The sequence below is a fragment of the Terriglobales bacterium genome (assembly GCA_035624455.1).
Classification (GTDB): Bacteria; Acidobacteriota; Terriglobia; order Terriglobales; family Acidobacteriaceae; genus DASPRM01.
This window is the reverse complement of sequence record DASPRM010000113.1, coordinates 1-20,397: the sequence shown is the minus strand read 5'-3', so window position 1 is coordinate 20,397 and position 20,397 is coordinate 1. Positions and strand designations below refer to the sequence as shown.

At 58.2% G+C, this 20,397-nt stretch carries 21 protein-coding genes; 6 read left to right on the top strand and 15 right to left on the bottom strand.

Annotated elements, in window-relative coordinates:
- Together VEG30_12515 and VEG30_12510 are read right to left on the bottom strand one after the other, a co-directional pair.
- A partial coding sequence (locus tag VEG30_12515; GenBank protein ID HXZ80749.1) for a carboxypeptidase regulatory-like domain-containing protein occupies positions 1-768 on the bottom strand: 768 nt, incomplete at its 3' end.
- Positions 769-1,206: 438 nt separating this feature from the next.
- Positions 1,207-4,674 carry a glycosyltransferase gene (locus tag VEG30_12510; GenBank protein ID HXZ80748.1) on the bottom strand — a complete coding sequence of 1,156 codons (3,468 nt, stop codon included), beginning with the start codon at positions 4,672-4,674 and terminating at the stop codon, positions 1,207-1,209.
- A gap of 102 nt (positions 4,675-4,776) precedes the next feature.
- Between VEG30_12510 and VEG30_12505 the strand changes: the two genes are divergently transcribed.
- Positions 4,777-6,192: a glycosyltransferase family 39 protein gene (locus VEG30_12505; GenBank protein ID HXZ80747.1), complete on the top strand. Its 1,416-nt coding sequence runs from the start codon at positions 4,777-4,779 to the stop codon at positions 6,190-6,192.
- A 60-nt stretch (positions 6,193-6,252) separates the two neighbouring features.
- Here VEG30_12505 and VEG30_12500 read toward each other — a convergent pair whose 3' ends face one another.
- The 3 genes from VEG30_12500 to VEG30_12490 all read right to left on the bottom strand — a co-directional run bounded on the left by VEG30_12500 (position 6,253) and on the right by VEG30_12490 (position 7,788).
- A complete protein-coding gene (locus tag VEG30_12500) occupies positions 6,253-6,483 on the bottom strand; it encodes a hypothetical protein (protein ID HXZ80746.1) in 231 nt (76 codons plus the stop codon).
- A gap of 138 nt (positions 6,484-6,621) precedes the next feature.
- Entirely contained in the window at positions 6,622-7,401 is a 780-nt protein-coding gene (locus VEG30_12495) for an outer membrane lipoprotein carrier protein LolA (GenBank protein ID HXZ80745.1), read from the bottom strand.
- 18 nt (positions 7,402-7,419) lie between these two features.
- The gene (locus VEG30_12490) at positions 7,420-7,788 is read right to left on the bottom strand and encodes a hypothetical protein (GenBank protein HXZ80744.1); all 369 of its coding nucleotides are present in this window, start codon (positions 7,786-7,788) and stop codon (positions 7,420-7,422) included.
- 184 nt (positions 7,789-7,972) lie between these two features.
- Between VEG30_12490 and VEG30_12485 the strand changes: the two genes are divergently transcribed.
- From VEG30_12485 to VEG30_12475, 3 genes are all read left to right on the top strand, one after another.
- On the top strand, positions 7,973-8,266 hold the full coding sequence (locus VEG30_12485; protein HXZ80743.1) for a hypothetical protein: 294 nt from the start codon (positions 7,973-7,975) through the stop codon (positions 8,264-8,266).
- Positions 8,267-8,361: 95 nt separating this feature from the next.
- Complete coding sequence (locus VEG30_12480) at positions 8,362-8,757, top strand: DUF302 domain-containing protein (GenBank protein HXZ80742.1); 396 nt, start codon at positions 8,362-8,364, stop codon at positions 8,755-8,757.
- Positions 8,758-8,836: 79 nt separating this feature from the next.
- Entirely contained in the window at positions 8,837-9,148 is a 312-nt protein-coding gene (locus VEG30_12475) for a PilZ domain-containing protein (protein HXZ80741.1), read from the top strand.
- Between the two features lie 65 nt (positions 9,149-9,213).
- On the opposite strand, the gene serS is transcribed toward VEG30_12475, so the two are convergent.
- Both serS and VEG30_12465 read right to left on the bottom strand, forming a co-directional pair.
- Positions 9,214-10,506 (bottom strand): serine--tRNA ligase, encoded by a 1,293-nt coding sequence (serS, locus tag VEG30_12470; protein ID HXZ80740.1) that lies wholly within the window; start codon positions 10,504-10,506, stop codon positions 9,214-9,216.
- Between the two features lie 8 nt (positions 10,507-10,514).
- Positions 10,515-11,600, bottom strand: coding sequence for a cytochrome c (locus tag VEG30_12465; GenBank protein HXZ80739.1), 1,086 nt, complete (start codon positions 11,598-11,600; stop codon positions 10,515-10,517).
- Positions 11,601-11,759: 159 nt separating this feature from the next.
- Here VEG30_12465 and VEG30_12460 point away from each other — a divergent pair, with 159 nt between their 5' ends.
- Entirely contained in the window at positions 11,760-13,331 is a 1,572-nt protein-coding gene (locus tag VEG30_12460; protein ID HXZ80738.1) for an alkaline phosphatase family protein, read from the top strand.
- Positions 13,328-14,296, top strand: a complete 969-nt coding sequence (locus VEG30_12455) for a dihydroorotate dehydrogenase (protein HXZ80737.1) — start codon at positions 13,328-13,330, stop codon at positions 14,294-14,296. Before VEG30_12460 ends, VEG30_12455 begins: the two co-directional genes overlap by 4 nt.
- 60 nt (positions 14,297-14,356) lie before the next feature.
- On the opposite strand, the gene VEG30_12450 is transcribed toward VEG30_12455, so the two are convergent.
- The 8 genes from VEG30_12450 to VEG30_12415 form a co-directional block, all read right to left on the bottom strand.
- Positions 14,357-14,803, bottom strand: coding sequence for a hypothetical protein (locus VEG30_12450; GenBank protein ID HXZ80736.1), 447 nt, complete (start codon positions 14,801-14,803; stop codon positions 14,357-14,359).
- 52 nt (positions 14,804-14,855) lie between these two features.
- Positions 14,856-15,659 carry an MBL fold metallo-hydrolase gene (locus VEG30_12445; GenBank protein HXZ80735.1) on the bottom strand — a complete coding sequence of 268 codons (804 nt, stop codon included), beginning with the start codon at positions 15,657-15,659 and terminating at the stop codon, positions 14,856-14,858.
- An 80-nt stretch (positions 15,660-15,739) separates the two neighbouring features.
- Positions 15,740-16,090, bottom strand: a complete 351-nt coding sequence (locus tag VEG30_12440; protein HXZ80734.1) for a hypothetical protein — start codon at positions 16,088-16,090, stop codon at positions 15,740-15,742.
- The gene (locus VEG30_12435; GenBank protein HXZ80733.1) at positions 16,087-16,851 is read right to left on the bottom strand and encodes a creatininase family protein; all 765 of its coding nucleotides are present in this window, start codon (positions 16,849-16,851) and stop codon (positions 16,087-16,089) included. The genes VEG30_12440 and VEG30_12435 overlap by 4 nt, the downstream gene beginning before the upstream one ends.
- A gap of 116 nt (positions 16,852-16,967) precedes the next feature.
- On the bottom strand, positions 16,968-17,816 hold the full coding sequence (locus VEG30_12430; protein ID HXZ80732.1) for a 3-hydroxybutyryl-CoA dehydrogenase: 849 nt from the start codon (positions 17,814-17,816) through the stop codon (positions 16,968-16,970).
- 189 nt (positions 17,817-18,005) lie between these two features.
- Positions 18,006-18,740, bottom strand: a complete 735-nt coding sequence (locus tag VEG30_12425) for a DMT family transporter (protein HXZ80731.1) — start codon at positions 18,738-18,740, stop codon at positions 18,006-18,008.
- A 382-nt stretch (positions 18,741-19,122) separates the two neighbouring features.
- Positions 19,123-19,863, bottom strand: coding sequence for an FHA domain-containing protein (locus VEG30_12420; protein HXZ80730.1), 741 nt, complete (start codon positions 19,861-19,863; stop codon positions 19,123-19,125).
- Positions 19,845-20,397, bottom strand: a 553-nt coding sequence (locus VEG30_12415; GenBank protein HXZ80729.1) for a SpoIIE family protein phosphatase, incomplete at its 5' end; no start/stop codon positions are given. The genes VEG30_12415 and VEG30_12420, both read right to left, overlap by 19 nt.

The following is a 20,397-nucleotide window of genomic DNA, read 5'->3' as shown; positions in this document are numbered from 1 at the left end:
CTCCCATACCGACCCATGCAGCGCATTTGTACCCGACTTGGTGGAGACGTTGACGACGCCGCCGGAAGCGCGTCCGTATTGTGCGTCGTAGTTGCTGGTAATAACGCGGAATTCCTGCACGCCATCGATCGGAATTGACTGCGCATAGGTGGCGGTGAACAAGTCGATGTTCTCCACGCCATCCAGCAAAATTTCCGTGCCGGAAGTGCGCTGACCATTGATGGCATAGCCGACGCCGCGGCCGGTGGTGTTCTGATCACCGGTGGTGCGGTCGCCGCTGCTCACGTTGCCCGCCACCGCGACGAAGTCATAGGGGTTGCGGGTCAGGCTGGGCAACTGCTGAATCTCTTGCGGCGTGATGATCTGTGAAAGCTCGTAGGTCTGGGTGTTGACCTGTGTGCCGCCCTCACCTACGACCTCCACCACGGTTTCCGTCTTGGATACGCCCAGGGTGGCATCAACGGTCAAACGGGCGCCGACCGTGACGGTGGCTTTGGCCTTGAATTCCCCGAAGTTCGGGGCCTTTACGCTGACTTCGTATTGCCCAGGGATCAAGGCGGGGACGGTGTACTGGCCAGACGAGTTGGTCTGGACGGTGCGCTCGGCACCGGTAGCAAGACTTTTTGCGGTCACCGATGCGTTGGGAACGACTGCACCCGACGCGTCGGTGACGGTTCCGGCGATCCAGCCGGTGTCGACCTGCGCCTGCAAGGAGGCGCCGATCGCGAAAAGCATCGCCACGCTAAGAGCAAGAAGCAAACGTCTCATGAGACTCTCCTGTCTGTGACAGAGTGGAAGTTGCGAACCCAAAACGGGAACCTGCAAAAATCGAGGGGAAACGGTGGTCCCCAGGCCATTTGTCCCGGAAATTCGTCCCTCAAATTTGCACTTTAGTCACCAATTGGGACGAAACTTAAGTACTTTGGGTTCAGTGCCTTAGCGAAAGGGTTAAAGAGCAGAAATCCAGTTTTTGGAAGGGGTTAGGCGGAGTAGCTACGTGAAACTGGAATCGAATGAGGATTTTCCTAACATGGGACGGATTGGCCCGGTTTTCTAGAAGTTCGTGGAGGAAGGCGAGCGGATCGTCCCAGGGCGGGTCTGAGGACCGTTTGCCAGGCGTTTCAATCCAGTCAGGGCTGCGCCCCGACCTGAACGGACGGGACGTCCGTTCCCACGCAATTACCCATCTCACATATTCGATGGGGCTCAGGTGCCGACCTTGGCGTAGGGAAGGGCTGCCGTGCGCTCCAGTTTGTCCCAGGCGAAGGCGCGGCCTTCCACGGCGCGCTTCAAGGTTTTCACCAGCACGACTGAAAACAGCTGTCGATAGGCGAACCGCTGCAACCAGACGTGCGCCAGCAGCCAGACGTCTTCTTTGGCGTTGGGCTCGCGCCGCTCCAGCGCGAAAGCGATCACCGAGGCGATGAAGTCCACCACAAGAAAAGTAACGAAGAACGCAACCAGCTTCTCGAGATTGGCAGGATTCGCTGTTTCCGGATGGAAGTACTTATTCAGCCCATACGCAATCAGGCCGGAGACAAACATCAGATCAATGAAGGGCGAGACTACCGGCAGCAGTATTTGAAAGATGACGATGTTAGGCAGTGCCACCCACCCCAGCACTCCCTTGCGACCGAACGCAGCACGATGCTTCCACACCGCCTGCAGAATGCCGAACGACCAGCGGAAGCGCTGCCGCATCAGTCCGCGGGCGCTGCTGGGGGCCTCGGTCCAGGCGATGGCGCGATCCTCGTAAATGACGCGATAACCATTCTCCAGCAGCGCCATGGTGAGATCGCCGTCTTCGGCAACGGTATCGCGAGGATACCCGCCAGCTTCTTTCACGGCGGAAGTTCTCCATGCGCCGATAGCTCCGGGCACGACGCTCACTGCGCCCAGAGTGTTCAGCGCGCGGCGCTCGAAGTTCTGGCTGGTGATGTATTCGAGAGCCTGCCAGCGCGTCCAGAGATTCACGCGATTACCGACCTTGGCGTTTCCAGCGACGGCCCCGATGCGTGCGTCGAGGAAATGCGTTACCAGACGCGTGATGGCATCGCGGGCAATTACCGTATCGGCATCGATGCCTATGAAGATCTCCTCGGTGACAAACTCCAAGCCATAGTTGAGTGCGTCGGCCTTGCCGGAATTCGGCTTGGAGAGCACCAGCACTTTGCCGGTCGCAATTTCCGCCTGGAAATAATCGCGCACCACTTGCAGGGTGTTGTCTTTGGATCCGTCGTCCACCACGATGGCGCGCAGATGCGGATAGTGAGACATGAGCACGGCGCGGACGGTGCGCTCGATGACTTTTTCTTCGTTGTAAGCGGGGATCAGCACGGCCACAGGCGGCTGGAAATCGATCTTTGCCAGCCGCGAGTCCCTGCGGCTGGTGCGGAAGCGGTCATAGATGGCGAAACCGCCGACAAACAGCAGGCGGGCACTCATCAGGATGTCGCCGATATAGAAGACCACCACCACGGTGGTCATGAACAAGCCGAACAACATGAATCCCAGGCGGGCGCCGCGGGCCGACCAGCGCTCATTGGCGGCAATGGGCGGCATGACTTCATCGCGGGTCTTGCCCAGCAACTCGGAGACCGGCACCGGCTCGTAACCGCGGGCGCGCAGGCCATCGATGATGCGCGGCAGAGCCTTTACCGTTTCCGTGCGATTTCCGCCACCATCGTGCAGCAGCAGGATGTTGCCGCAGCGCAGATCGGCAGGCCGGCAGGGAGGCAGGTGATCCAACACGTCCTTGACAATCTGGTCGGCGCTGCGATGAGGGTTCTCTTTCCAATCGTTGGGATCGAGCTTATCGCCGACAGTTATGTAGCCCATGCCCTGCACGATCTCCAGCGGCCGCACCTGGTCAGCCGTATCCGGCTCCTGATCGATGGAATAAGGTGGCCGGAAGAGCATGGGCTTTACTCCCAGCCTGCTGGCAAAGAACAGCTCTGTCAGGTTCATCTCCAGCTGGATATAACGCTTCGAGATGTTGCTGATATCGGGATGCGTCCAGGTGTGATTGCCCAGCTCATGCCCCTCGCGGTAGGTGCGGTCCACGATCCCGGGGAACTGCTCCGCCTGCATACCGATCATGAAGAAGGTGGCGCGGACGTTTTTCTGTTTCAGAACATCGAGAATCTTGGGAGTGAATTCGGGATCCGGGCCGTCGTCGAAGGTGATCGCAATCTTCCGGGGAGCGGCGCCATATTGGTCGATGGTGTAAGGAGTGGCGAAAGTCTCGATTTCCTGGTCGGAGATCAGACCCGTTTTCGGATTCATTGTGATAGTGCGCAGGCCACTTGCCGGCCGTGTGGCAATGCGCAGGATTTCCCCATTGCCCTCCATGTCCACATCCTGTCCGGGCAGCAGCGTATTCAGCTTGTCCTGAGCGTTGGGGGCATAGGGCAAGTCCCAGATCGCCCACATGGAGCGGTCTTCCGAACCCAGACGCCACAGGGCAAACGTCTGAATGCCCATAGAGAGCGCAGCACGCATCTGGTTGAAGGCAGTTACACCGTCAAGAAACCACACGTCGTGGCGAGTATTGTTGTCATCGGTGTAGGCGTAATGCGGATTCAGAAAATCGGAATCGAAGTCGATAGTGGATTCGGAATCGTGAGCGCTCAGCCAGGCTTCCTGCGCGGAGATGGAGGTGGCCTCAGGAATTTTGTTCCTGGACTTCTTCGCCGGCTGCGCCCAGTCATACCCATAGTTGCCGATGGCGCAGATGATCTTCTCGCGAGGAATGACCTTGAGGGCTTCTATCAGATTTTCGGTGAACCACTCCTGGGAAGCTATGGGACCGGGATCGCCGCCGGAATAGTGCTCGTCATAATTCATCAGCACCAGGCCATCGGAGTGAGCGGCAAGATAGGCATAATCGAAATCCTTGTCGCGTACCGGAACGCTAATGTGCAGCTTGAGGCTGCGGGAATGCAGGTCGCTATAGAGCTCCGCTACCAGAGCCTTGTACCCGGGCTGGGCAGAAAGCGGGAAGCTCTCGAAATCCAGATTGATCCCGCGAAATTTGTCGCTGGCCAGAAAGGCAAGCAACTCGGTGCGGAATCGTGTGCGGGCCGCGGGATTGTTCAGCATCGCCGAGATGTCTGAAATCCAGAGATTGCGAGTGGGATCGAAGTTGTTCACCATGGGCAGGACTTCGGTCTCGGCTTTCTCGAATTTCAGCAGCGGCATGACTTTGTCATCGACCGGCTTGATCGTGCTGTCCTGCACGATGTCGAACAATTTGTTCTCCTGCGTAATGGACTGAATGCGGCCGTCAGGAGTAATGGCGTGGATCCACTCGGGATAAAGCAAATCGATCTGATGAACATATTCTTTGAGCGAAGCAAAGCTGCCCGCATCCCAGGTGACGTAATAAGCGGCGCGGATTCCATCGCCATTGTTCAGCACCACCTGTGAGGGCGGAGTTTTGCTCTTGCGCCGGCTCGCAGGAAGAACCTTGGTATGCCGCCGCTCCTTCTCCTTGAGCGCATGGTACAGGCGCTTCTGCTCGGGCAGCAGAAGGTCCGGGAGCTTCGCTCCCCGTAACACCGTTACCACAAAGAAAACGGCGAGAAGAGTCAGCCCCAGGACGGCCACGTCAATGACCCGGCGCAAGCGCCGCCAGCGCTTACGCTGTGGGTCGTAGAAGATGGGTTTGGACATGCTCGGTTAGCTTCTTCAATCGTAAAGGCGGTATTTGGGGGCGTCAAACGAATCGAGACCAGCTCTGGCAGGCTTTTCGTATAGCATTACCCCACTGCTTAGATGCAAGACCTGACCGCATCGCATCCCACCAATGGAATGCTTTCCTGCTTACGCCGCGACCGCCGCCTGTTCGCCTGGGGCGCGCTCGCCGGCTTCGTCTTCCGCATTTTTTTCCTGTTGCGCTTCCGCCTTCTGACTAATGACACCTTCGTTTATGGCGCGATTGCCAAAAACTGGATCGAAACGGGCGTCTTCGGTTTCGCCGGTACTCCGTCTCCCATTCCCACCTGGATCCGCATGCCAGGGTATCCCGCTTTCCTGGCCGCCATTTGGGCGATCTTCGGCAAAGAGCATTACACGGCGGTGCTGGCAACCCAGATCTTCTGCGATGTGGGAACTTGCTTCGTCATCGCCGATCTCACGCGACGCGTAGTCTCCGAGCGCGCCGCCAAAACAGCGTTCATTCTGGCCGTGTCCTGTCCGTTCTTTGCCAACTATGCCGCGGTGGCGCTAACCGAGACTCTGGCTATATTTTTTGCGGCACTGGCCCTCGATCTTGCAGTCTGGGCTTTGGATGCGGATCGCCTCACGCCCTGGGCAGCCTGCGGCGTCGCCGTAGCTTGCGGCATTCTGCTTCGACCCGACGGTGGGATCGTCCTCATCTGCATTGGCTTATATCTCGTCATCCGGCTTGCAGGCGCGAGGGATAAGCGCCTCCGCCTTCACTTTCTTTCCTCGGGAGCAGTGTTGGCCTCTGTCGCGCTCACCCCGCTTATCCCGTGGACGTTGCGTAACTGGAGAGACTTTCACCGTTTCCAGCCGCTGACCACGGTGTATGCCAGCGCTGCCGACGAGTTCGTGCCGTACGGCTTTTACAAGTGGGTGCGGACCTGGATCGTCGACTACTCCTCGGTTGAGGACATCTGGTTCAAGGTGCCGTCCGAAGAAATCCAGATCCGTGATCTCCCCCCGCGAGCCATCGATAATTCCGAACAGCGGCGCCAGACCGAGGGCCTTTTCGCCAGATACAACGACCTTTTCGATGTGAGCCCGGAGATGGACGCGCAGTTCAATCAGCTGGCGAACACCAGAATTCGCGCCTCTTACCTGCGATACTACGTTTGGCTGCCGCTTCTGCGCGCCACGGCCCTATGGCTGCGGCCGCGCACCGAGATGCTTCCCCTGGACCGGCACTGGTGGCGCTGGCGCGACGATCCCCACGATTCCGCGTGGGCGATCTTCCTGGGACTGATGAATCTCTTTTACGTGCTATCCGCCCTGATCGGTCTGCGGCATTGGAAAGCAATACGCTACGGATGGCTACTGATCAGTTTCGTTCTGATTCGCACGGTTTTTCTTGCGTGGATGCCGAATCCGGAACCGCGATATGTGCTGGAGTGTTATCCGGTGGTGCTGGTTTTTTCGGCGGCTACGTTTGCCGCCTGGAAGCGCCGACCCGCCGCAGAAGCGGCTTAAGACACGAAAGCTGCGCCTTCGCTCAATGTGAACGGAGTGGAAGTTTTTCGCAGTTGCCGCTCAGGGAGTTGATCCGGAATTCAAAGGCGAATCGGTCATGCGGAACTGGGTGCGCACGTGTTCAGAGAGGAGTTCGACCGCAGGTCGGTTGCCGCCGGGGTCGGACCGTAACAGATATTTCATCGCCTCGACCAGGAGCCGTTGCCCCTCCACGTAGCGGGAATCAGAGTTGCGCTCTCGTTTGCGGCGACCGGGATTGGGTGGAACGGGAAGGGTTAACAACCTAGCCATGAATTTCCCCGACTCTCCAGTAAGCTAGCGTGACCGGCGGAACTAGCCTCGCGGGTTAAGTATAGCGATCAGCTTGGCCGGGTTCTAGCAATAAAAACTCTATTGTTGTGAGTATTTTCTGGGCCTTCCCGCCGTGAATCAGCCCTGGGGGCGGACATATCGGGTTTTTCCCGTAGTTTTGAGCTTGAAAACCTCGTCGGCAATCTTCTGGTTCAAGCGGATGTCGCTGTACTTGGCTAAACGATAGTCGCCGGAAGTCTCAAAATACTGCTGTTGCACCGAGATCCCGCGGGCGGGATCGATCCACAGCAGGATGTGGTCGAACATGCCATGTACCCGTTGCGATTTTGGGATCAGCTGCAGCTTAGCCGCTTCCACGCCCATGGCTTGCTCGGAGCCCATATATTGGACATCGAAAGACCGCAGCAGGTCGTGGCCGCTTCCGCCGAATCCCAACACCAGAAAACTCTCAAACTCGGCTTTGTTTTTTCCGGCATCGTATTCGGTCACCTGCTCGATTCTGGGCTGATAAACCCGCACCTTGCCCTGGCTGAACAGGACATACTTCTTATCCGGTTCGCTGATATCGGCCGCCATCTGCACTTCCTGACCCTGACGGCGGAAATAGACCGTTCCTTTCTGGATGTCGGTTTCGTTGACCACTTTCTGGAACTGATCCCATTCAAACGCGGCCTGCGCGCTCCTGAACGCCGCAGCCGCCTGGTCCATGGAATTGAGAACTTTTTCCAGGGAGGATTTCGAATCAGTTGCGTTCTGCGCGGCAGCCGAGGCCACCAGCAGGAGCAAGCCGACGAGCGAACCGACGAGCCAATGCTTCATCAGCGTTTTAGATGGTGTCGGGGAGGCAGACGCTTTGTACGCAGACTTCGCCTGCTCCGCAACAGCCCCGATCTTCATGAATTGGACCTTGGCCTTTCAGCGGTGCACGCGCACTCTGTAGGAACTAACGTTTCCTCTAAAATCCCGGATGGGTTCGTAACTGGAAATTTCCACCTCGCCGGCAATGGGCTCGATGACCCGCAACAGATCTTCGCGGACGGCGGAATCGTTCTTGCCCTGTACCGCCGCGGCATCGATCTCGTAAATGAATCCACTGTCTCCGTCGTTGGAGACCACGACATAGCTCTGATGCGGGCGCCGCTCCACTGGTTTGTCCTTAAACGCCCAGCGCGGGGTGACGAAGATAAAGAGCAGAATGAGTGTGACCATGACATCGTATTGCACACTCCCTCGCTCGTAGGTCCACCAGATGTACTTGCGCACAGCTTGCCAAATTGCTCGCATACTAAGAATGGCGATACGCCTACGATAAGTCTAGATTCTCATCCTCAGCGGTGCAACCAGCGGAATACTCATTAAAACTGGAACTGGATCGCACTCAAAACCATCCAGTAAGTGTCTGGCGAGACGAGGCCTGGGGAGCTGGGAAGACCACGAACTGGATTTTCGGCACCAAGAAGAGGGAGGGATGAAGAAACTCGCCAATTCAGAATCTCTGAATTTCCGCGGCGTGGCAATGATTGCCACTTCGATGGGTGCACTGGCCGTTGGCGCGGTTGCGGTGGGTGCATTCGCGGTGGGTGCACTTGCGGTTGGTGCTTTAGCAATCAGGCGTCTGGCGATGCGTCGCGCCGTGATCGACCGAGCCGAATTCAGATCTCTGGTAGTTCAGGACCTGACTGTAAGGCGGTTGCGTCTGGCGGAGCTTATCGTCAGCGATACTCTCAAGCTGCCCGACAACGACTCGGGTCGGAAGACTTAGGGCAGACAGGCTCGAAATTGTTTTGCCAAGGTGATGATGGGGATTTCGCCGCATATTTCCGGAAACCGGATTCCGCAGATAGAGAGGAGGCATAGATGCTGACAGCAACCGATAAGGGCATTGTTAACCAACCGAGCAGCCACTCAGTCGATCAGACCGTAGATAAGCTCAAGAACATTCTGCAGTCCAAAAGTGTCACGTTATTTGCATTGGTTGACCACAGCGGAGAAGCGGAAAAGGTGGGAATGAAAATGCCTCCCACCAAGCTGCTGATTTTCGGCAGCCCGAAAGCCGGCACGCCGCTGATGCTGGCGGCTCCCAGCGTGGCTATCGACCTTCCTCTCAAGATTCTGGTCTGGGAAGACAGCGAGGGGAAGGTCTGGGTTTCCTACAACAGCCCGGAGTACTTGAGAGACCGGCATGGCCTGCCGCAGAATCTGCTGGGGAACATAGCGGTCGTGGAAACATTAGCAGCCAAGGGGGCGGAGTAGGAAGGGCAAGGGCAAGGTAGCGGCCAAGTTACCTTGGTGTTTTGCCACCCTCCCTGCTAATGGTTACAGTGTCGCAGCTATGCCCACTACGCTGATCCCTGCCGAACGACGCCAAGGTTCTCGGTCTCAGGCTGCTGATCGCCGCCGCGAGCCCCGCTTTGGGGCTGATGGCGAAGTCACCATGGTGGTCGCAAAAGCCCAGGGCCAGGTTGAGATTCGCGCCGAACTGATGGACTTCAGCCTCACTGGTCTTCGTGTTCGGCACCGGCACAAGCAACTGAAAACTGGGGAGCAGGTGAGCGTGTTTTTCACCTGGGGCGAGGTCACAACGCGCGTGATGTGGAATCGAACCGACGGCGATGGCTTCGAGGCAGGGCTCAAGCTGTTCTGAACGCGAACGAGAAACATCTTCCGACCAACCCTTGGAATGAAGACCAGTGCGCCGTGTCTACCCCTTCACGTAGCCCGCCGCGTTATCCGGTCCGTCCCCACGTACGGCTGCAGCGCCTCAGGAATCACTACGCTGCCATCCTTCTGTTGATAATTTTCGAGGATTGCCAGCCAGGTTCGTCCCACCGCGAGGCCGCTGCCATTAAGCGTATGGACGAAATCCGTCTTGCCCTTCGCATCGGGCTTGTAGCGGATATTGGCCCGCCGTGCCTGCCACGATTCGCAATTGGAGCAGGAGGAAATCTCGCGAAACCGCTGCTGCCCCGGCAGCCAGACCTCCAGATCGTAGGTCTTCGCCGAAGCGAATCCCATGTCGCCGGTACAGAGCACCATTACTCGATAAGGCAGATTCAGCCGCTGCAGAACGGTTTCCGCATCGTGAGTCAGCTTCTCGTGCTCCTCGTAAGATGTTTCCGGACGGGAGAATTTCACCAGCTCAACTTTTTGAAATTGATGTTGGCGGATGATGCCGCGCACATCCTTGCCATAGGATCCAGCTTCGCTGCGAAAGCAGGGAGTGTAGGCGGTCAGCGAAATGGGAAGGCGGGTGGCATCGAGAATCTCCTCGCGAAAAAGATTGGTGACGGGCACTTCTGCAGTCGGGATCAGGTAGAGGTTTTTGTCGCCATGGGGAACGCGGAATGAATCCTGTTCGAACTTGGGCAGCTGACCGGTGCCAAACATCGACTCCGGATTGACCATATACGGCGGCAACACTTCGGTATAGCCGTGCTCGCGGGTGTGCAGATCGAGCATGAAGTTGGCGAGTGCGCGTTCGAGCTTCGCGCCCAGATCCCAATACACGGCAAACCGCGCTCCAGAGAGCTTGACGGCGCGATCCAGGTCGAGTACGCCCAGTTCTTTCCCCAGGTCCCAGTGGGCTTTAGGAGGAAAATCAAACTCGCGAGGCTTCCCCCAGCGCCGAACCTCGACATTGTCTTCAGAAGTCTTGCCCACCGGCACGCTGGCATTCGGCAGATTGGGCAGACTGGCGAGAATCTGGCGGAGCTCGTGATCGGCCTGTTCCGCCTGTTTGGCCAGCTGCTCCGATTGTTCGCGCAAGTGCTTGGTCTCCTCGATCAGGGCGCCGGCATCCTGCTTTTCTTTTTTCAGTCGCGCGACTTCCTGCGAGGCGCGATTACGCTGAGCCTGCACCGTCTCGGCCTCGGTGATAGCTTGACGCCGGCGGGCATCGATTTCGCGGAAATTGGCGAGGAGTTGGTCGGCATCAATTCCACGCTGGCGAATTTTCTCCTCTACCAGCGCGAGGTTCTCGCGCACAAAACCAAGATCGAGCATAGAAGTAACTAATGTAGCAAACCGGCGCGCCGCATCAGCTGCGCAATTCTGTTGGGGCTGGTGTTAAGCCGACGCGGGGTAGCTTCAGCGACGTTCTGGTCGCCAGCACCATGCTTATGGCGGCAGAGCTTGCATTCGGTCACAGGTTCCGTGTTGTCCACGCGATGTTTCACCGGTTGGACCGTGCGCAGGTAGGCGTAGGTAGCCTTGAGATCGTCATCCGTCATTTTGGCGAATATCCACCAAGGCATTACATGGAGTTGGCGGGCTTTCACTCTCCCGGTGCGCATCACGTCCATGAACAGCTTTTCGTCGTAGTACGCGATCCCACTCTGATCGGGAGTGATGTTGGCGCTGGCGACAGAAGTGGTGAATGGCTGGCCGCCGGCAAACTGCATTCCTGGCAGCGGCTTGCCTGATTTCGCCGGCGTGTGACAGCCGATACAGCTGATGTTGGCGATGTACTCACCCCGTTTGATGGGATCGTTCATATCAGGTTCGGATACGGGATGATCTACCGGCTGCGGCGCGGCATTGATCAATCGGGACAGAGGAAATGGAATCTTGTCAGGCGGAAGGGATGATCGCACCGGCTCCAAGGTCCGGATATAGACAATGACCGAAGCCAGTTCCTCGTCTGACATTCGTCGGAATTCTTCATACGGCATGATGGGGAACAGCGCATGCCCATCCTTTGAGATTCCCTCGCGAATGGCGCGGGAGATTTCATCATCGCTCCACGCGCCGATCCCGGTTTCCCTATCCGGGGTGATGTTTGCGGCGACAACACGAAGATTGTCTTCATCCAGAAATACGCCGCCAGAGCCTGGCTTTCCCGTGAAGACGCTGGGTTCAACATTCGCCTGCTTGGGAGTGTGGCATTCAATGCAGCCCATTCTGGTCTCGGCTAGATACTTGCCGCGTTCCAAACGTGACGGCGTGGCTTCGAATCTGCGGTTGCTAACCGGACGCGCCTTGGGGCCAAATACAGGGGTCCAGCCAACCGTAAAAGTAATCGCCAAAGCCGCCAGTACTACCAACGCAAGCAGATTGTAGGCCAGGATCTTGCCCAGGGCCTTGCCCCGTCTCGCCATCCCAAAACCCTCATGCAAAAGCCTGAAGTAGAGGAATTGCGCATTATAAATGCCGGCAAGCGAGGTCGCGCTTTGTCGCGCTGGAGGGGTTGGGTAAACTACTTTGCAATGATCTCAACAGGTGTGGCTCGCCGCATCGCTGTCCTATGGATGGCGCTCGTGGCCTCTCCCCTTTTCGCTTCCGCCTACAATGCTCGACCGAAGTTGATTGTGGTGATCATCATCGATCAGTTTCGTGGCGATTACCTTGAGCGCGGTCGTGAGCGTTTTGGTGAAAACGGCTTTCGCCTACTGATGGACCGTGGCGCTTACTTCGTCAATTGCCATTATGACTATGCCAACACGCGCACTGCCCCCGGTCATGCGACTTTGTTCACCGGCGCCTACACCGACGGCCACGGCATCCTGTCCAATGAATGGTGGGACCCGGCTAAAAAGAAGATGGTCACATCGGTCGAAGATGACTCCAATCGGCTTGTGGGAATTGCCGATCCGAAGTCACCTGGTGCTTCACCTCACAATCTGTTGGCTGACACCTTGGGAGATGAACTGAAGCTGGCGACTCAAGGGAAGTCGCACGTGTATGCCGTTTCTTTGAAAGATCGTGCGGCGATATTGCCCGGAGGCTTTTCCGCTGACGCTGCCTACTGGATAGACCACAAGACCGGAGCGTGGATCACTTCCACCTACTATCGCTCCGAGCTACCGGCCTGGGTTCGCGAATTCAACTCCAGCGGCCGCGCCGACAAGTATTGGAAACTGGATTGGAAAGGTCCCGGCGGAGATGTCCTGCGCTCCACCAAACGGCCTGCAGGAGGGGGAGACTTCTACGACATTATTGGTCCCACTCCCTTCGCCAATGACTATGAACTCGAATTTGCCCGCGAGCTCATCACCCAGGAGAAATTGGGCGACGGCCCAGCGACCGATTTGCTTGTCATCAGCCTTTCGGCGAATGACATCCTGGGTCATCGTGTCGGCCCGGATTCGATCGAGACCCAGGCGATGGTAGTGGCACTGGATCATGAGCTGGCAGAGTTTTTCGGCTTTCTGGGAAGGCAGATCGGCTTAGCTAATATCTGGATTGCGCTCTCTGCCGACCACGGTGTCTCTGCCAGGCCTGATTACGCCAAAAGCCTGCGCATACCGGCCGCTAATCTCGACAACAACGCGCTGCGAACTCAGTTGAATGATGCGCTGGCCGCCAAATTCGGACGCGCCGATTACGTCGAGGCAGTGGACTGGCCGATCGTGTTTCTGTCGGCGGATGCGTTCGCCCACACCAAACTGCACGAAGGCGACGCTGAGCGGGCGGCTGGAGAAGCCCTCAAGGAAACCGGTCTGCGCAGCTACTTTACGCGCGCTCAGCTGGCGAATTTTGAGGCCCCTCCCGATAGCTGGGGAGGAAAATATCTGCACAGCTATTCTCCCTATGGCGGCTGGTATTTGTTAGGCGTGCCGGCGCCATATTTTGTCGGCTCAAAAACCGGAACCGACCACGCTTCACCCTACAATTACGATACTCATGTGCCCTTGCTCTTCTTCGGGCTGGCTTTCCAGCCTGGCATTTACCGCGGGCACGTCGAACCAGTGGACATGGTGGTTACTCTGGCTTCGCTGCTCGGCATCAACGCGCCTTCGCACGCCACTGGACGCGTGCTGACCGAGGCGCTGGCGGTGCGTTCTGCATCTCCGAGCTCGATATCCTCAACCGAAACGGTGACCAAGTGAGTACAACTACTTCCTCCTCAACTCCTGCCAAGCCCCACCGCGGTCCACAGCCAAAGCCAGACCTGCGGGTGTCGCTCTGCGGAATCCTGTTCAAGAATCCCATCATCGCGGCCAGCGGCACCTTCGGTTATGGAGTGGAGTTTGAAGATGTTGTCGCACTCGAGAAGCTGGGTGGATTCGTTGTGAAAGGGCTCTCGCGCGAGCCCATGCCCGGCAACCCGCCGCCGCGGCTGTTCGAAACTGCCGCTGGAATGTTGAACTCGATTGGCTTGCAGAACATCGGCGCGCGCGCCTTCGTGCAGGACAAATTGCCGCATCTGCGCAAGCGCAAAGACATCGTGGTGATTGCGAATGTTTTTGGTTACACACGCGAGGATTACCGCGAAGTAACGCAGATCCTCAACGACGGAGAGGGAATCGCCGCGTATGAGCTGAATGTCTCCTGTCCGAACACCAAGGCGGGGGGAATCACGTTTGGGAGCGATCCGGTGATGTTGCAGGAGGTAGTCACGGCTTGCAAGTCAATCTCACGGCGTCCAATCATTGTGAAGCTATCGCCGAACGTGACCAGCATACCGGTGATGGCCAAAGCTGCGGAGGAAGCGGGGGCAGACGCCATTTCCCTCGTGAATACATTCGTGGCGATGGCGATTAATGCCGAAACGCGGAAGCCGAGGATCTCCACCGTGACTGGCGGACTCTCTGGTCCGGCCATCAAGCCCATTGCGCTGCGTATGGTTTACGAGGCCGCACGAGCCGTCCACATACCCGTGATCGGCATGGGCGGGATCAGCACCGCCGTGGACATTGTCGAGTACCTGCTGGCTGGCGCCGCCGTCACCCAGGTTGGCACGTTGAATTTCTGGGATCCTTGTGCCACGGAGAAGCTGGTGGAAGCTCTGGAGAGCTGGTGCTTCGAACACAACATCGGCCGGGTTACTGATCTGGTGGGGGATTTGCGCTGAGTGGTTAAGAGTTCGTTTTCCCTAGTGGTCCTTCGTGTCCTTGGTGGTTAATCAAGAAACCTACGGCTGGCCGGAAATCTTCACTCGCAACTCTTCCGGGATGCGTTCCCGCACCTGCGGTGGCAAGCGATCGTGCACGTGGCGCGCCCCGATTCTGGCGGCATCCACCATTACCATGGGTGCCGGCGTAGCCACGGCCACGATCAGCCAAATCAACGCTGAAAGCGCAAAGCCGGAGAGCGATGCCACTTCCAGGATGAAGGCGTGGCTGGGGTGGAAATAGCGAATGACCCCGAAGGCCAGCAGAAAAACGCCGGCTGACACAGTTGCCAGGATGATCAGCGAGATGTCGATGGTGCGGTGCAGGCGTCTGCGGCTGCGGCAGTGCTCACACTCCGCAAAGTGGGCTTCATAATCCCCGCGCATTTCGGGAGTGATCCCGGAAATGTCATAACGCCAGCCCGCCAGGATGTCTCCCACTACCTTGTCTGTGCAACTAGTCTTCATTCGCCAACTGACGGCAGAGCGTCGCTACGGGCAACTCGAATCGGCTCGCGCGCTAGAACGTCAACGCCTCCATGGGCTCGGTCTGCGAAGCCAGCAGCAGCCGGTTGTGCAGCAGGCTGCGCCGGTTCACCAGCGCCTGCTCCGCGGCCCGCAGCGCGATTTGTGGAAGATTGTTGTGCTCGGAGAGATGTGCCAGCACTACGAAAGCCGCGCTTCCATCATAGTCGTTGCGGAAGAAATCTGCGAGCGCGTCATTGGAGAGATGGCCTACGCGGCTCATCACCCGCTGCTTCACTGCCCAGGGATATGGACCGACGCGCAGCATTTCCAGATCGTGATTGGATTCGATCATGAGCAGGTCACAGGCATCGATATTGCGCGCCACGTTGGCCGACATGTATCCCAAATCGGTGACGATTCCCACTTTGACCCCTTCGGCGCGAAATGTGAACGCCACCGGGTCCACGGCGTCGTGAGGAATGGTGAACGGCGTGACCGTAATGTCGCCGATCTCGAAGCGGTGGCCGGACTGGAAGTGCTCGCAGCGCTCCAGAGCGACCTTATCTTGGCGTTTGTCACGCTCGGTACGCTTCCAGGCCTGATGGGTAGGCGCAGTCATGAAAACCGGAATTTTCAGTCTGCGCGAGAGGGTATAGAGGCCATAAACGTGGTCAGAATGCTCGTGGGAAATAAGAATGGCAGAGAGGGATTTGGGATCTTCTTTCACCCGCTGCATGCGCTTCAGCGTCTCGCGCCCCGACAGACCGACATCCACCAGAATGCGAGTGCGCGAACTGCTGACAATCGCACAGTTGCCCCTGCTCCCGCTGGCAAGGACGGTAACGGATACAGACATTTTGAGGAGCATAGCTGGAATAGATTCCGCGCGGGAATAACTTGTCAGTAACGAAGGGGGAAACTTCGCGGGACCCAGGATCAGGGCTTGAGTTTGCGGGGAAAGAGGACGTCGTAGCCACGGCGCATCACCGAGCCGCCATAGGCGGAAATGATGGCTGGGACCAGGCCGATAAACGAGCCAAACACCATGGCGCGGGTTGGCTGCTGGCGCGTGAGATAGGCAAGCACTTGCCCCACGGGAAGACAGAGAGCCACCAGCATTGCCCATCGCCAGGGCCGTAGTGGACGGGCCAGCCCAAGGAACATGGCCGACATGCTCACCAGCAGCAAGGACAGATCGTGATAGCGCAGGTGTATGAAGGCGGCAATCGAGCCGAGAATCAGCGCTAACACGAAGTAGGGGAAATCGGAGGAGGTGTGCGTCATCATTTGAGCGGCATTGCCGACGCGATCAGGTTGCGAATCTCCGCCACAGCATTGTTGACTTTCCAGTCCAGAAACATTTTGCCTAGCTCTGGCGAAGACGGCCGCGGGTCGCCCTCAACGCCCACGCTGCCCAATGCCAGCGGACTACCTGCGGGCGGCAGGGGGGAGCCCACGATGATTTTATCGGACCGAACATAGGCCGCATTCACCGCCCACAACAGCGAGGTATCGGCCACACCTCCATGACGGCTGGGTGGGAAGGCGTGTTGGCTGAGGTAGGCGTCGATCTGGCGATTGGATTTTTCGTAGGCATCACCCGAAAAGAACACGCGCACGCCCTGGCCGCGATATCTTCCGTCGAGCTTGGCAGCCAGTTGCCGGAGCGGTGCCTGATTTCCGTCATGATCACCCATCAGGATGATGTATTTGAAGCCCGCTTTCATCATGCTGTCCGCCACGGCCTGGTTAACGTCTGAGAGGGTTGCAGGTGGCAGATGGATGCTGCCGGGGAAGCGCGCTTCATCGCTGATTGGTGCGAACGGAATGATTGGAGCCAATAAGGCATTGCCCAGTTCGCGCGCGATGCGTTCACCCAGATAACGCGCGCGGAAAACGTGCTTGCCGAGCGCGAGGTGTGGTCCCGAGGCTTCCGTGCTGGCGTTGAAAATAAGCACGGTCGTTCTGCCTGCGGCAATGGCGTCGCGCACCTCGGTGGTGGTCATTTCTTCCATAAGTACGCGTGAATCCGGTTCCCAATCATTCATGACTTGTCATCAGGTCTGCCAATAAGCGATGCGGAAGATCGCAAACTCAGGAGGCTTTTCCGGGGCGATAGCGATACTCAAAATGAAGAGGCCGCCGTCAATGTCGTTCCGGGTCATCAGTATTTGTAAAAGCCACGGCCGCTCTTGCGGCCCAGCCAGCCTGCATCCACCATTTTGATGAGCAACGGACAAGGACGATATTTGGGATCACCCAGGCCGGACTCGAGCACGCGCATGATGTCGAGGCAGACGTCCAGGCCGATGAAGTCCGCCAGCGCCAGCGGACCGATGGGATGAGCCATGCCCAGCTTGAATACTTCATCCACTGCTTCCGGCGTGGCTACGCCTTCCATCACCGTGTATATGGCTTCATTCAAGAGCGGCATGAGCACGCGATTGGAGACAAATCCCGGGTAGTCGTTGACTTCTACGGGCGTCTTCTCAAGGCTCTGTGCGAGATCCTTCACCGTCTGGAAGGTTTCGTCCGAGGTGGCGAGCCCGCGAATGATCTCCACCAACTTCATCAGCGGCACGGGATTAAAGAAGTGCATGCCGATGACCTTGTCGGGCCGCTTGGTTTGGGCAGCGAGCTTGGTGATCGAAATGGATGAGGTATTGGAGGAGAGAATGATTTCCGGCCGGCAGATGCTATCCAGATCGCGGAACAGAGCCGCCTTGATTTCGAGTTTCTCGGTCGCCGCTTCCACCAGGAAGTCGACACCCGCTAATTTCGCGCGATCGGTGGTGGGCTGAATGCGGCCCAACGCAGCCGTGCGATCGGCGGCGGTGATTTTGTTTTTGTTAACCTCGCGCTCCAGATTCTTGCTGATGGTGTCGAGCCCGCGCTGCAGGAAGTTTTCGGCGACATCGCAAAGAATCACGCGGTAGCCAAACCTGGCAAAGACGTGGGCAATGCCGTTTCCCATAGTGCCGGCGCCCACCACGCCGACGGTTTGAATGTCCATGTTGAGTTCTCCGGGAAATCGAAACTGGTTAGGGTAACAGCCACCGCTTTGCAAGGGGAAAGCGGTAGGGAACAATCGGTATTCAATTCAAGTGTCATCTTTAGCGAGGACGGGGAATATAGGCCCCCGTCCGAGTCGAAAGAGCTTGTGTTTTCTTCCGGCAGGCAAATGGACTTCCATCTGTTCAGTTTATCGCCCCGCGATCATCGGCACCGCGATCAGCGCCGCAGCCATTCCTGTGGTCTGCAGCCGCGAAATACGCTCCTTCAGTAGAAACCGTGCGAGCAGCACGGTTGCGGCGGGATAAAGCGACGACAGAACTGCCGCTACATCCAGCCGCCCGCGGCGCGTGGCTGCAACGAATAGTGCGTTGCCGAAGGAGTCCACAATTCCGGCGACCAGCATGTAGCGGAGCAGGGCGCGGTTGGGCTTCCAGGGCTGGCCGCGAACCGTGACCAGGATGAGCATTAATGCCATCGAGGCTGCCCGCGCCATGACCAGTGGCCAGAAGACCGACTGCGTTGCCGCCTGCCGGCTCAACACCAGGAACCCACCAAATCCCAGTCCCGCTATTACGGCTAAGCCCAGCCCTTTGGGACGGCCCAATGCTCCCGATGGCAAAGCGATGAGCCAGATGGCAACGAAGGCGAGTGCAAATCCGGCGAACTGCACCACGCTGGGCAAGCCTTCTGTACGAAAGCTCACGAGCACCGGCAGCGCCGCCGTGATCAATGCCGCCACCGGCGCATTGATACCCATCTGCCCGATGGCCAGAGCGCGATAGAGCGCAGCCAGGCCGATGCCGCCAACTAGCCCCGCTGCCGCGCCCCAGAGCAGTGCGCTGCGCGGCGGAATCGGCTCGCCGGTTGCGAGGGCGAAGGCCAGCATGCACAGCAGTCCGGCGCCGTGTGCGACAACCACCACGCCAAAGGCATCGGAACCCTTGGCGGCAAGGCCGCCGTTGAAGTCGGCTGTTCCCCAGCAGGCAGCAGCGGCGAGGCTGAGTTCTGCGGAAGTGATGGCAGGGCTGGACAGGGTTGCGTGCTCCTGGGGATCAATATAGCAGCCGGGGATGAACCTTTAGCCACGGGCAAACTGTCGAGGCTGCGCCAAGACCTCCCACGTTAGCCAAAGGACGGCTAACATGAGGCACCCCTGGAGTGTTTGGGGTAGAAGAAAACGCAAGGTCTTTCGACTCGAGCCTCGTGTCCCACCCCAGCAAGCCAAGAGCGCGCTTGCCGAGGGGCCGGGCACAGCTCGGCCCGCGCTCGGATGACAGAACAGGGTTTATTCGCAATATGGAGGTTTATTCCGAATACGCGAAGGTGAGCTTCACCCCGGCCACTTCCACGACATCGCCCTCGGCCAGCTCTTTCTGTCCGGCAACTTCCGCGCCGTTTACTTTGATGCGGACATCTTTCTCTGAAGCGGCGATGAAGTAGCGATCATCGCGGTGGTTGATGACCGCTGCCACGCGCGGAGCAAACCAGCCCTTCAGCTTGATCGATGCCATCTCCGATTTGCCGATGACATTCAGTTTGCTGCTGAGCACGTAGCGGGACTGGTCGGTCTTGCCTTCCATGACGGTAAGAGTCGCAATGCGTTCGCGAATGGGATAACGGGAAACGATCGGCTCGCCGGGAGCAGCTTGCGCCAGCATTTCCTTGGCCTGCTTGGTTTCGAGCATCACCGTGGCGTCGAGCTGCGGCACCGGCGGGGTCACATTCAAGGGAGGCAGGGCGACTTCCGCCCGCCGTGCCTCATCCTGAAATGCGATGGTATGTTTGCCCACCAGGACGACATCCCCGTCACGAAGAGCAGACTTGCTGATGCGTCGGCCATTCACGAATGTCCCATTCAGGCTGTTGCTGTCCTCAATCACGAAGTGGTCGCCCTCGAAGCCAATGCGGGCATGGTGGCCGGAGACGGCAAGGTTATCGATTTGAACGTTGTTGTCCGGCAGCCGCCCGATGGTGAGCGTGCCGCCCTCGGGAAGCGAGTACTCCTTCAGAGTAGCTTGTTCAAACTTCAGAAAGAGTTTTGCCATTTCGGACTTCCTCCAGAGGCCGCGTCCAGCCACTTCTTGTACCACGGCTGCTCTTCGAAACGCAGTAGCAGACAAGTAATGTTGTCTTCGCCGCCACCGTCACGGGCAGCGTCTACCAGCCGGTCGCAAGCCTTCTGCAGATCGGAGGCTGACATGACGGTTTCCAGAATCTTGTCATCGGAGACGTGGCGGGTGAGGCCATCGCTGCACAACACCAGCACATCCCCGGGAGCAGCTACCAGGTCATCCAGGTCGGGCTGAACCGAAGGCTCGGTCCCCAGGGCGCGCACGATGACGTTCTGCATCTGCGAGGTGCGGGCTTCCGCCAGGGTTATCATCCCCAGGCGCACCTGCTCCATCACGAGCGAGTGATCGTTGGTGAGCTGCTCGATGGAACCATCGCGGATGAGATAAATGCGGCTGTCGCCGACATGCCCGACGGAGAAGAAGGCTCCATCTGCCAGCACCGCGACGATGGTCGATCCCATGCCGGCCTGGGCTGCCTTCTCGGAGGCGGCATTGTGTACGGCCTGG